The sequence below is a fragment of the Streptomyces sp. DH24 genome (assembly GCF_029813775.1).
Taxonomy (GTDB): domain Bacteria; phylum Actinomycetota; class Actinomycetes; order Streptomycetales; family Streptomycetaceae; genus Streptomyces.
Window position 1 is genome coordinate 54,637 of record NZ_JARVKW010000037.1, and the last position, 12,272, is coordinate 66,908.

11 protein-coding genes and 1 pseudogene are annotated in these 12,272 nt (G+C 73.5%); 9 read left to right on the forward strand and 3 right to left on the reverse strand.

The annotated features are described in order from the left end of the window. Positions 1-3: 3 nt before the first annotated feature. Positions 4-1,557 (reverse strand): glycoside hydrolase family 32 protein, encoded by a 1,554-nt coding sequence (locus tag QC282_RS25470; RefSeq protein ID WP_279551894.1) that lies wholly within the window; start codon positions 1,555-1,557, stop codon positions 4-6. Positions 1,558-1,716: 159 nt separating this feature from the next. On the opposite strand from QC282_RS25470, the gene QC282_RS25475 reads away from it, so the two are divergent. The 4 genes from QC282_RS25475 to QC282_RS25490 are packed head-to-tail and all read left to right on the forward strand — an operon-like array spanning position 1,717 to position 6,347. Beyond that, positions 1,717-3,120 carry an extracellular solute-binding protein gene (locus QC282_RS25475; RefSeq protein WP_279551895.1) on the forward strand — a complete coding sequence of 468 codons (1,404 nt, stop codon included), beginning with the start codon at positions 1,717-1,719 and terminating at the stop codon, positions 3,118-3,120. Next, on the forward strand, positions 3,117-4,070 hold the full coding sequence (locus tag QC282_RS25480; RefSeq protein ID WP_279551896.1) for a sugar ABC transporter permease: 954 nt from the start codon (positions 3,117-3,119) through the stop codon (positions 4,068-4,070). Before QC282_RS25475 ends, QC282_RS25480 begins: the two co-directional genes overlap by 4 nt. A 16-nt stretch (positions 4,071-4,086) precedes the next feature. Further along, positions 4,087-4,941 carry a carbohydrate ABC transporter permease gene (locus QC282_RS25485; RefSeq protein WP_279551897.1) on the forward strand — a complete coding sequence of 285 codons (855 nt, stop codon included), beginning with the start codon at positions 4,087-4,089 and terminating at the stop codon, positions 4,939-4,941. Beyond that, positions 4,938-6,347, forward strand: coding sequence for a glycoside hydrolase family 32 protein (locus QC282_RS25490; RefSeq protein WP_279551898.1), 1,410 nt, complete (start codon positions 4,938-4,940; stop codon positions 6,345-6,347). The genes QC282_RS25485 and QC282_RS25490 overlap by 4 nt, the downstream gene beginning before the upstream one ends. On the opposite strand, the gene QC282_RS25495 is transcribed toward QC282_RS25490, so the two are convergent. Further along, on the reverse strand, positions 6,307-7,371 hold the full coding sequence (locus QC282_RS25495; protein ID WP_279551899.1) for a LacI family DNA-binding transcriptional regulator: 1,065 nt from the start codon (positions 7,369-7,371) through the stop codon (positions 6,307-6,309). The genes QC282_RS25490 and QC282_RS25495 overlap by 41 nt on opposite strands. A gap of 189 nt (positions 7,372-7,560) precedes the next feature. On the opposite strand from QC282_RS25495, the gene QC282_RS25500 reads away from it, so the two are divergent. From QC282_RS25500 to QC282_RS25520, 5 genes are all read left to right on the forward strand, one after another. Beyond that, positions 7,561-8,058, forward strand: a complete 498-nt coding sequence (locus tag QC282_RS25500; RefSeq protein ID WP_279551900.1) for an SRPBCC family protein — start codon at positions 7,561-7,563, stop codon at positions 8,056-8,058. After that, positions 8,051-9,682, forward strand: coding sequence for an NAD(P)/FAD-dependent oxidoreductase (locus tag QC282_RS25505; protein WP_279551901.1), 1,632 nt, complete (start codon positions 8,051-8,053; stop codon positions 9,680-9,682). The genes QC282_RS25500 and QC282_RS25505 overlap by 8 nt, the downstream gene beginning before the upstream one ends. Before the next feature lie 71 nt (positions 9,683-9,753). Beyond that, positions 9,754-10,632, forward strand: a complete 879-nt coding sequence (locus tag QC282_RS25510; protein WP_279551902.1) for an SDR family oxidoreductase — start codon at positions 9,754-9,756, stop codon at positions 10,630-10,632. A gap of 72 nt (positions 10,633-10,704) precedes the next feature. After that, positions 10,705-11,172 (forward strand): MSMEG_6728 family protein, encoded by a 468-nt coding sequence (locus tag QC282_RS25515; protein WP_279551903.1) that lies wholly within the window; start codon positions 10,705-10,707, stop codon positions 11,170-11,172. A gap of 384 nt (positions 11,173-11,556) precedes the next feature. Continuing rightward, complete coding sequence (locus QC282_RS25520; protein WP_279551908.1) at positions 11,557-12,171, forward strand: hypothetical protein; 615 nt, start codon at positions 11,557-11,559, stop codon at positions 12,169-12,171. Here the strand turns inward: QC282_RS25520 and QC282_RS25525 are convergent. Beyond that, a pseudogene (locus QC282_RS25525) lies at positions 12,147-12,269 on the reverse strand (1,4-beta-xylanase); the annotation flags it as partial. The gene QC282_RS25520 and the pseudogene QC282_RS25525 sit on opposite strands and share 25 nt — an antisense overlap. Between the last annotated feature and the right edge of the window lie 3 nt (positions 12,270-12,272).

Below are 12,272 nucleotides of genomic sequence, written 5' to 3' on the forward strand. Positions count from 1 at the left end.
GTGTCACACCGTGAACTCCCGGACCACCACGTCCCGGAACACCGCCGCGCCGCCGATGGTGAACAGGGCGAGACCGGTGTCGATGAGATACGGGAACACCTCGCAGGAGTGCACGTACCGGCCGTCGTCCACGAACATCTCCACCGACGTCCGGTCCACCAGGATCCGCAGCCGCGCGCGGCGCGCGGCCGGGTCGAAGGGGCTCCTGCTCTCCTGCCACTTCCCGGAGGTGTCCGGGTTGGCCGCGGTCCGCCGGTTGAGGAAGGCGTAGTCCTGGTACACGCCCGCGTCGACGTGGCGGGTCCCGTCGCCCGACCGCCGCAGCTGAAGCCCGGCACCGGTCACCCGGTCCCAGGTGATCTCGCAGCTCACCTCGTACGCCGTGCCCCGGTAGTCCAGCACGCGCGTCCCGTCGACATCCAGGTCGCCGAGCCGCACCGTGCGCGACACGTACGAGTCGAGCGCGGGCACCGGCCGTGAGGCGAGGTAGTACGCGCCGGACGGCGCGCGTTTGAGGCTGACCTCGCGGACGACCGAGTCGGTGCCGTTGAAGCCGTCGGTGTCGATCGTGGGTGTGTTGGCGGAGTAGTCCCAGTTGTTCAGCCAGCCGATCGCGTGGCGCACCCGGTCGTCGACGCGGCCGGACGCGTCCCGCTTCTCGAAGGTGACGGCGCCGTACCAGTCCCAGCCGTGGTCCAGCCACTGCGGGTCGGCGGCGTCCGGAGTGAAGGCGCTGCCGTCGAAGGCGCCGGTCCAGTAGGCGTAGGTGTTGGGCTGCCCGGACGCCTTGGCGTTGGCGCTCACGCCCAGCACCCACTTCGCCGTGCCGTCCTCGGCGGTGATCCGGAACAGGTCGGGGCACTCCAGCACCCCGATGCCCTCCTTGACGAAGCCACCGGCGTACGTCCAGGACTTCAGGTCCCGCGAGTGGTAGAAGCCCACCTTGGTGTGCTCGGCCAGCGCCATCACCCACCGGCCGCGCTCCTCGTCGCGGATCACCTTGGGATCGCGGAAGTCGCGCACACCCGGGTTGGGCAGGACCGGACCGGTGCCGTGATGGGTGAAGGTGCGGCCGCCGTCGGTGGAGTAGTACAGGTACTGGGCCTGGCTGTCGGCGTCCTCGACGGGCTCCATGGTGGCCAGGACGACGACCGCGCCCGCGCCGAACCCGGCCGTGTCGCCGGTGTCCACCACCGCCGAGCCGGACCACACGTCGCCGTTGGGCGTGGTGTCCTTGGGCACCGCGATGCCCCGGTCGGTGAACCTGACCAGGTCGGTGCTGGTGGCCAGCCGCCAGGCGGTGCCCGCCGTCGTGCCACCGGTGAAATAGTCCGGGTTGTACAGGTAGTAGTAGTGGTACTCGCCGTCGATCCAGACGGGGCGCTGCGGGTCGTTCTTCCACTGGTCGGGGACCGTGAAGTGGTACCGGGCGCGGTAGTTCGCGCAGCCGGCGGCTCCGGCCCGGGCCTTCGCGGCGGCGGGCCCGGCGGGCAGCAGCGCGGCCGTCGCACCCGCTGCCGAACCCGCGAACAGCGCTCTCCTGGACATTCCACGCATCACACATCAATCCCTTCGTCGGGACGGGCGGCTCATGTGGACCAGGACTGTAGACCTAACTCGTTAAAGGTCAAGGCGTTCCCCACTCTTGACAGGGGCGTAACGCAGTTCTCATCATCTGGGGCATCAGCCCACGACTAACACGAGTTAGGCCCGCCGATGAACCATCTCACCCGCCGCACACTGCTGCGGTACGGCGCCTACGGGGCCGGGGCCGCCGCCGTGGCCGGCACCGCCGCCGGCTGGGACCGGCTCACCGGAGCCGACATCCCCGGCCGCGACGACGGGTCCCGCGTCGTCGCCACCCTCGGCTCCGCCTTCGACCAGGCCGCCGTCCGCTTCCTCGGCGAGGGGTTCCGCGAGCTCCACCCCGACATCAAGCTGCGGGTCAACGCCGTACAGGCGGTCGACTGGTCGGACTTCTTCGCGAAGATCCTCACCCAGATCGCCGCGGGCACCGCCCCCGACCTGGTCTACGTCGCCACCGAGGGCGTGCAGCTGTTCGCCCGGCGCCTCGGCGTGCCCCTGGACCGCTGGGTCAAGCGGGACGCCGCCGAGCTGCGCGAGTACTTCGCCGACGTCCACCCCTCGCTGGTGGAGTCGATGATGTACGAGGGCAGCCTCTACCAGCTGCCCGTGGAGTTCAACGCCGCCGACATCTACCTCAACCGGCAGGTGCTGCGCCGCGCCGGCGCGGACTTCCCGCCGCCGGACTGGACCCGCGACGACTTCACCGGCCTGCTGCGCCGCATGAAGCGCACCAGCGACTCCCACTTCACCCCGTACTTCTGGACCAACCGCCTGTGGGGCGGCGTCGTCCCGTGGCTGTTCGCGAACGGCACCAACCTGCTCACGGAGTCGAAGGCACCCGGCGGCGACTGGCTGTGGAACAGCTTCTACCCGGCCGACCAGCGCCGGGGCCGCGGCGGCGGCTTCCGCTGGACCACCCCGCAGGCCACCGACGACCGGGTGGAGGAGACCTACGAGTACCTCGCCTCCCTCATCCGCGACGGCCTGTGCACCCGGCCCGAGGGCGGCAACGGCAACAACCTCGTCGGCGTGTTCTCCACCGGCCGCGTCGGCGTCACCCCCGCGGGCGGCTTCTGGGCCGGCGGCCTGAGCCTGGCCGGAATGCGGCCGACCGGCTACGACGTGCAGTACTTCCCGCGCTGGCGCACCCAGCGCCACCAGTTCGGCGCGGCCGGCTACGCGATGCTGCGCACCTCGAAGCGGCAGGACGAGGCGTGGGAGTTCATCAAGTACGCCGCCCGCAAGGACACCCTCACCCGCCTGTTCCGGGCCAACCAGACCACCCCGGCGCGCCGCTCGATGCTCACCGCCGAGCGCTACCGGGAGACCGGCCCGAAGCACTGGGACACCTTCTACGGCACCCTCGACCGGTTCCCCGACACCGGACCCATCCCGGCGCCGCCGCAGGTCGCCGAGGTCGAGCAGGTGCTCCTCAAGCACACCGGCACCGCCCTGGCCTCCCCGCGTACGGTGCGACCCGCGCTGCGCCGGCTGCAGGGCGACCTGGAGAAGGCCATGGAGCGTGACGCATGACGAACACCCGGACCCTGGCCGCCGCCCGGCCCGAGCAGGCCGCCCCGCCCGCCGTCGCGGCCCGGCCCTCGGCACGCGAGCGCGGCACCCGGCTGCTGGCGGCGCTGTTCCTGGCGCCCACCGTCGTCGGCATCGTGGTCTTCACGGTCGTACCCATCGCCGGCTCGGTGGTGCTCAGCCTCTTCCACTGGAACGTGATCGACTCCCCGGGTTTCGCCGGAACGGCCAACTACCGGGAGGCGTTCACCGACTCCACCGTGCTGGTCTCCTTCGGCAACACCCTGCTGTTCATGGTGCTGGCGGTGGCGCTGCAACTGCTGATCGCGCTGGTGCTGGCGCTCGCCGTGAACGGGCGCATGCCGGTGTGGCTGCGCTCGGCGTTCCGGTCGGCGTTCTTCTTCCCGCTGGTGCTGTCCGCCGCCTCCATCTCCGTGGTCATGAAGTACCTGTTCAACCAGGACTTCGGCGTCGTCAACTGGCTGCTCGGCCTGGTGGGCGTCGCCCCCGTGCCCTGGCTGACCTCGGAGAACGGCGCGATGGCCGCGGTGATCCTGGTCTATGTCTGGCAGCAGTTCGGCTTCTCGTTCCTGCTGTTCGTCGGCGGCCTCAACAACATCCCCAAGGAGGTCCACGAGGCCGCCGCCCTCGACGGCGCCACCGGCCTGCGCAAGCACCTGCACGTCACGCTGCCGCTGCTGTCACCCACCCTGCTGGTGGCGTCCGTGGTCGGCATCATCAACGCCCTCCAGGTCTTCGAGCAGCCCTACGTGCTGACCAACGGCGGCCCCGGCGACGCCACTCGCACCGTCGTGATGGTCATCTACGAGACCGCCTTCGAGCAGCTGCGCTTCGGCACGGCGTCCGCGGTGGGCGTGCTGCTGTTCGTGCTGATCATGGCGGTCACCGCCCTCCAGTTCCGGCTCAGCCGGCGTTTCGTCCACTACCAGTGAGCCGGGTGTGAATCCCATGAGCCAAGCCACCCTCGCCGCCGGCCGCGTGCGGCACTCCCTCGCGCCGTGGGCGCGGATCGCCGGACTGACCGTGTGCGCCCTGCTCACCCTGGGCCCGGTCGTCTGGACCGTGTCCACCTCGCTGCGCACTCCCGCCGAGTCCTTCGACCTGCCCCCGCGGATCATCCCGACCGGCCCGACGGCCGAGGCCTACAGCGGCGTCTTCGACCAGATCGACGTATGGCTGCTGGCCCTGAACTCCACGCTGGTGACCGCGCTGATCGCGGTGGGCCAGATGATCACCGCGGGTCTGGCCGGATACGCCTTCGCGCGCCTGGAGTTCCGCTTCAAGAAGCCGCTGTTCGCCCTGGTGCTGGCCACCATGATGGTGCCGCTCCAGGTCACGATCGTGCCGGTGTTCCTGGTGCTGAAGTCGATGAGCCTGACCGACACCCTGCTCGGCCTGATCGTCCCCGCCTTCCCGACCGCGTTCGGCACCTTCCTGATGCGCCAGTACTTCCTCGGCATGCCCAAGGACCTCGGCGAGGCCGCGATGCTCGACGGGGCGGGACCCTGGCGGGTGTTCCGGTCCGTGTACGCCCCGCTGGCCGCGCCCGGCCTCGCGATCGTCGGCGTCCTCGCCTTCAACTACCACTGGAACGAGTTCTTCCGCCCGCTGATCCTGGAGACCTCCGCCCAGAACTACACGCTGCCGCTGGGCCTCGTCTCGCTCCAGGGCAACCTCGGCACCGGCTCCATCTCCGTGGTGCTCGCCGGCGTCGTGCTCTCCATGATCCCCGCCGTCGCCGTGTTCGTCGTCGGCCAGCGCCCTCTCCGTGAGGGCATCACCTCCGCAGGAGTCAACCGTTGAGCCCCGCCGCTCCGTCCCCGGACCCCAACGCCCCGCGCTTTCGGGTCCGTCCGCCCGCCAACTGGATCAACGACCCCAACGGCCCGTTCCGTTGGCGCGGCCGCTACCACCTCTTCTACCAGCACAACCCGGACGCCCCGGTGCACGCCGACGTCCACTGGGGCCATGTCTCCAGCCCCGACCTCGCCCACTGGCGGCACCATCCGATCGCGCTCGCCCCGACCCCGGGCGGCCCCGACGAGGCGGGGTGCTGGTCCGGCTGCGTGGTGGACGACGACGGTGTGCCGACGGCCGTCTACACGGGCGTCGACCGTGACCACACCGGCCTCGGCACGATTCTCCTGGCACCGGCGGCGGACCCGGACGACGAGGCGCTGACCGAGTGGAAGCCGCTGCCGACACCGGTGGTGGCGGGCCCGCCGGACGGGCTGGACGTGGTGATGTTCCGCGATCCGTTCGTCTTCCGGCACGGCGGCAGGCGCTGGGCGCTGGTCGGCGCGGGGCACGCCGACGGCACCCCCTCAGTGCTGCTGTACGACTGCGACGACCTGTCCGACTGGCGGTTCGCCGGAATCCTGGCCGACGGCCGCGACCCCGTCGCGACCGCCGCGTTCGGCGACGGCGCGACCGGCTGGGAGTGCCCGCAACTGTGCGCGACACCGGACGGCGACTGGGTGCTGATCGTGTCGCTGTGGGACCACGAACCCCACAGCACCGGCTATCTGACGGGCCGTCTGGTGCCGGGCGCCGACGGCGGGCTGCGCTTCGCGGCCCGCGCGGGCGGCCGGCTCGACCACGGCCGCGACTTCTACGCACCCGCCGTGCTCCAGGAGACGGACCGCGCCCTCATGTGGGGCTGGTCCTGGGAGGCCCGGGCACAGGACGAGGTGGACCGCGCCGGCTGGGCCGGCGTCCTGACCGCGCCCCGCGCCGTCGACGTCCACCCGGACGGCACCCTGCGGGTCACCCCGGCCGCCGAACTCCAACTCCTGCGCGCCGCCGAGCCGTTCACCACGGCACCGGACCCGACACCCCTGCCCTGGGCCTACGACCTGACCGTCACCGCCCGCGAACCGACCACCGTACGCCTGCTGCGCTCGGCGTCGGGCGCGGAACTGACCGTCCGCATCGACCCCGGCCGGGGCACCGTGACCCTGGACCGCGCCGACTGGCCCCGCACGGCACACCGGGACGACACACCGGTCGCCGCACGCGTGCCGGGCGCGGCGGAACTCACCGTGCGCGTCCTGGTCGACGGCTCGCTCCACGAGGTGTTCGCCGGTGACCGTGCCACGCTCACCGAGCGGGTGTACCGCCGCCCCGGCGACGTGGCGGAACTCCTCGTGACCGGGGCGGGGGCGTCCGTCACCGGGTGGGAACTGGTCCCACCGACTCCCGGTCGATGACGGGGCAGGCCAGGCGCCGCACGGTGGGGCTCGGCGCCCGGCCCGTTCCGATCGCGTCGAGCAGCAGCCGCACCGCCGCCTCGCCCATCGCCCGGTGCGGCAGTGCCACCGTGGTCAGGGGCGGGGACAGGAACGCCGCCATGTGCTCCTGGTCGTCGTAGCCGATGACCGACACATCACCGGGCACGGTCAGACCGAGCCGGGTCGCGGCGTGCAGGGCGCCCGCCGCGACCCGGTCGTTGTAACAGAACAGCCCGGTGGGGCGCTGCCCCGGGGCCGCGCCGTCGAGCAGCCGCAGCGCGCCCTCGTACCCGCCGGAGATCTCGCCCCCGGTACGCACCACCCACTCCCGGGGGACCGTGACCCCTTCGGCGCGCAGCGCGTCGCGGAAGCCCTGCAGCCGTTCCACGGACGCGATGTCCCGCTCGCCGCCGACGACGGCGACCCTGCGGTGGCCCCGGTCGAGGAGCAGCCGCGCCGCCGCCCGGCCGCCGGAGCGTTCGGCGGGGATGACGGCGGGCAACGAGCCGTCCTCGGGCAGGCAGTTGGCGAGGACCGAGTGGGTGCGGTGCAGGCCCTCCGGGACGCGGACGCGGCGCAGGGACATCGCCGCGTAGATGATGCCGTCGACCCGGCGGTCGAGGAGTTCGGCGACCGCCGCGTCCTCCTTGGCCGGGTCGCCGCCCGAGTCCACGGTCAGGACCAGGTGCTCGCTGTCCCAGGCGGTCTCCATGGCGCCGCGCAGCAGCCGTCCCGCGAACGGAGTGGAGGCGATCTCGTCGGTGACCAGGCCGATCACGGCCGTGCGGCGGCGGCGCAGGCCGCGGGCGACGGGGTCGGGCCGGTAGCCGAGCTCGGCGGCGGCCTGCCGGATGCGTTCCTGGGTGGCGGGGGAGAGGTTGCCCTCGGCCCGGCCGTTGAACACGAACGACACGGCCGTGTGCGACACCCCGGCGAGCCGGGCCACGTCCCGGGACGTGGGGCGCCCGGACCCCGGCGTGTGCTTGTCCTGCGCGCCTGCCATGCCGTCCGCTGCCCTCGTCCCACCCGTGTGCCGACCTGTGCTCACCCTATCCGGAGGCGGGCCACCGGCTCCGGACAGGGCACGGAGCGCGGGCGCCCGGCGAGGGGGCGAGTCCGCGTCGCCGGTTGAGCCGCCGTCCGGTGGGAACTCAGGGGTGGCCGTGTAAACCGCTGACCCAGGGAGACGCTCGTGGCAGTGCGGCATCGCCTCATCAGGACAAGTCCGGAGCGGGTGTGGTCCGTCATCGCGGACGGCGACAGGTACGCGGAGTGGGTGGTGGGCGCCGCGGAGTCCCGCCCGACACGGGGACAGTGGCCGCAGCTCGGTGCGGCGATCGAGTACGAGGTCGCGTTCGGCCCCGTGCGGCTCAGCAACCAGACGGTCGTCAGACGCTGCGTGGAGGGCTCCGTCCTGGAACTGGAGGCCCACGCCGGCGTTCTCGGCACCGCGCGGATCGCCATGGAGCTGCGGTCCTGGGGCGAACACTGCCTGATCATCGTCGACGAGCACCCGCTGCGCGGCGCGGGCGGCATGCTGCACAACGCGGGTGTCGAGGCGCTGATCCAGTTGCGCCACCGCGCCATGCTCGCCCGGCTCGCCCACCTGTGCGAGTCGCCCGACGCGCCGGACCCGGCGGCGGACGGCACGGACCGGATGGCGGCCCCGGGAGGTGCCGGACATGCCTGACGCCGTCGTCATCGGGGCCGGACCGAACGGCCTGGTGGCGGCGAACGTACTGGCGGACGCCGGCTGGAGCGTCGAGGTCCTGGAGGAACAGCCCGAACCCGGCGGGGCGGTGCGCCACGACCACGGCGTCAGCCCGGACTTCGTCAGCGACCTGTTCAGCTCCTTCTACCCGCTCGCCGCGGCGTCGCCGGTCCTGGCCGGGCTGCGGCTCCACGAGCACGGCCTGCGCTGGAGTCACGCACCCCACGTACTCGCCCATCCACTCGCCGACGGCCCGTGCGCGGTACTGGATCGCGACATCGACACGACCGCCGCCTCCCTGGACGCCTTCGCCGCCGGGGACGGGGACGCGTGGCGCCGCCTGCACGACATGTGGGCGCTGCTGCGGCCGGACATCCTGGACGGCTTGTTCACGCCGTTCCCCCCGGTCCGGGCAGCAGCCCGGCTCGCGGTACGCCTGCGGGGCGCGGGCGGCCTGCGGCTCGCCCGCTCCCTGGTGCTGCCGGTGCGCCGGCTGGGCGAGGAGGAGTTCCGCGGGGAGGGCGGCCGGCTGCTGCTCGCGGGCAACGCCCTGCACGCGGACCTCGCGCCGGAGGCGGCCGGGAGCGGCGGTTTCGGCTGGCTGTTGTCGATGCTCGGGCAGACCCACGGATTCCCGGTGCCGGTCGGCGGCTCGGGCGCGCTCACCGCGGCCCTGGTGCGGCGTCTGAAGACCCGCGGCGGGGTACTGAGCTGCGGGCGGCAGGTCACCCGGGTCGTCGTGCGCGACGGGCGCGCCGTCGCCGTCCGCACGGCCGACGGCGAAACCGTCGCCGCCCGCCGCGCCGTGCTCGCGGACGTGTCCGTCCCCGCGCTGTACGGCAGGCTGGTCGACCCGGCGGACCTGCCCGGCCGGCTGCTCGCGGACCTGCGGCGCTTCCAGTGGGACTTCGCCACCTTCAAGGTGGACTGGGCGCTCGACGGCCCCGTGCCGTGGCGGTCGGCGGAGGCGGCGGGCGCAGGCACCGTGCACCTCGCGGACGGCGTCGACGAACTGACCCGGTTCGCCGCCCAGATCGCCATGGGCCGGGTGCCCGACCGTCCCTTCACCCTGTTCGGCCAGATGACCACCTCGGACGCGACCCGGTCGCCCCGGGGCACCGAATCGGCCTGGGCCTACACGCACGTTCCCCACGAGGTGCGGGCCGACGCCGGGGACGAGGGCCTCAGCGGGATCTGGGACACCCGGGAGGCGGAACTCATGGCCGACCGCGTCGAGCGTCAGGTGGAGCGCTTCGCGCCGGGATTCCGCTCGGTGGTCCGGGCCCGGCGCATCCTGGCCCCGCCGACCCTCCAGGCACTGGACAGCAACCTGCACGGCGGCGCCATCAACGGCGGCACCACCGCCCTGCACCAGCAGCTGTTCTTCCGCCCCGTCCCCGGCACCGGGCGACCGGAGACACCGCTGGCCGGGCTGTACCTCGCCTCGGCCGGGGCCCACCCGGGAGGCGGCGTGCACGGGGCTCCCGGCGCCAACGCCGCGCGCGCCGCACTGCGCCGGCACCGCCCGCCCGGACGCTTCCTGCTCCAGCGGGCCATGCTGCGCCGCGACCGGACCGGCAGGAAGACATCCTCGACGCCGTGACGAGCGGCGGCCCGGCCGGGACGAGCACTCCGCGCCGGGCCCCGCCTGAGAAGGGACGAGGTGGGCACGCGATGGACAGTCCCCTGCACGACAGGACCGTCGTCGTGACCGGCGCCGCCCGCGGAGTCGGCGCGGCACTGGCACGCGAGTGCGCGCGGCGCGGTGCCCGGCTCGCCCTGCTCGGTCACGAGCAGCCCCGCCTGGAAGCGCTGGCGGCCTCGCTGCGGACACCGGCGCTCGCGCTCGCCGTCGACGTCACGGACCTCCCGGGGCTGCACGCGGCGGCCGGCGAGGTGCGCGCCCGGCTGGGCCGCCCCTCCGTCGTGGTGGCCAACGCGGGAATCGCCGCGGCCGGACCGTTCGCCGACACCGACCCGGCCATCTGGCGGCGGGTGATCGACGTGAACCTCACGGGCAGCGCCCACACCGCCCGCGCCTTCCTGCCCGACCTGGTCGAAACGGCGGGCTACTACCTCCAGATCGCCTCACTGGCCTCCCTCGGTGCCGTGCCCATGATGAGCGCCTACTGCGCCTCCAAGGCGGGCGTGGAAGCGTTCGCTCACGCGCTGCGGGCCGAGGTGGCGGGCCACGGGGTGGCGGTGGGCATCGCCTACCTCAACTGGACGGACACCGACATGATCCGCGACGGCGACCGGCACACCGCCCTGCACGAACTGCGCCTGCGGCTGCCGGGCCCCGCCCGCCGCGTCGCCGACACCGAGCCCGCCGCCGCCCGGCTGGCGCGGGCGGTCGAGCGACGCCGCACGGCGGTCTACGTGCCCGCCTGGCTGCGCCTGGTCCAGGCGACCCGCGCGGCCCTGCCGCCCGTGGTGCTGCGCGCCTCCCGCCGCGCCCTGTCCGGACCGGAGGCCCGGGCGGGTCTGCGCGCCTCAGGTCCGCTCGGCGCCGGCGGACGGGCCGACGGCGCGGCCGTACGACCGGAGCCGTGAGACACCCGACCGGATCCGCCGGCGAGCCCGCGCACACGTCCCCGGTGACCAGCTCCTGGAACGGACCAAGAGATGCAGACGTTTCTTCCCCATCCCGGCTTCCGGGAGTCGGCGCTCGTCCTGGACCGGCGCCGGCTCGGCAAACAACGGGTCGAGGCCCTGCAGGTGCTGCGCGGCCTCACGGTGCCGGGCTACGCCTGGCGCCGGCACCCCGCCGTACGCATGTGGACGGGCTACGAGGAGGCACTGGTGCGCTACGGCCTGGAGGTCTGCCACGTCTGGCGCGACCAGGGGCACCAGGACAGCTGCGCGGCGAAACTCGTCGCCGGACTCGCCGCGCACCGACCGGGGCCGGTGCGTGACGAGCGGGACCTCGCCGCGGGCCACGAGCTGCCGCCCTGGCTGGGGGACGAGGCCTTCCACCGCAGTCACCGGTCCGCACTGGTGCGCAAGGACCCGGCCGCCTACGCCGACCTCTTCCCGGGGGTGCCGGACGACCTGCCCTACGTGTGGCCCGCGTCGGACCGGGAGCCGGTCTGAAGGGGCACGCCCCGCGGCGGCAGACGATGCCGACGGCGACGGCGGCGTGGCCCGCCGGGCGAACGGGGCATTCACGTCGTACCAGGCGAGGGGACGCCGCCCCGCGCCGGAGGACCTGGTAGATCCCCGCAGGAGCCTCACACGGTCTGCACACAGTGTCACGGTGGCGTCGTTACCGTTACTGATCGCTCGATTCCGCGTACGAACGTGACCGGGCCGCGGCCTGTGGGCCGACGGCGTGTCAACTCAGGAAGACCGGAGATGGATTACTGCTCCTCGTGTCGTCGGCACCTCAACGGGGCCCTGGTGTGCCCCGGGTGCGGTGCCTACGCCCCGGACATAGATCCGGCCCCCTACGCTCGTGTCGCCCCGACCCCGGCCGCCGTGACGGCCGTGGGTGCCGCGGCCGGGACGGGGCCCGGCGTCTTCGACACGTGGCAGGAGAGTGGGCCCGGCGACGAGACGGACGTCGTGGCCGTGCAGCCCGTGACCGAAGGCCGTGCCGCGCGGCGGCGCCAGCGTGCCCGCTGGAAGAAGAACCAGCGCCGTGCCGTGGTCGCGACCGCGGTCGCCCTGGTCAGCGGCAGCGTGGCCATGGTCGCCATGGACCAGCAGTCCGGTGACCGGGCGCGTGCCGCCACGGCGCCGTTCGACCCGGGCCTCGACGGTGCCGAGGAGCCGAACGGGCATCACTCCGACTCCACGACACGGCCCGAGAAGCCGCGTTCGGCGCCCACTCCTCCCGCGTCCGAGCGCGCCGACCGGCACGACGACGGGGACCGGGCCCGCACCGTGCCGTCGACCAGCCGTCAGGAAGTGGCCGCCCCGCCTCGGACGACGGAGGCGATGGAGGTGTCGACCCCGCTGCCGCGCACCACGGTGCCGCCCGTGAGTGACACCACCGGCTCCGCCGGCTCCGGTGAGACGGACGGTGCGGACCCGGCGGACGTGTCGGCGCCGACCCCCACGCCGACGCCGCCGTCCGCCCAGAACGAGTAGTAGAAACCGTTGTCCGTGCCGGTCTGGTTCCGGGTGATGGTCGTGTCCGCGTGCGCGGTGCCCGGCAGGATCAGCCCGGACGTGGTGGCCAGCGCCAGCGC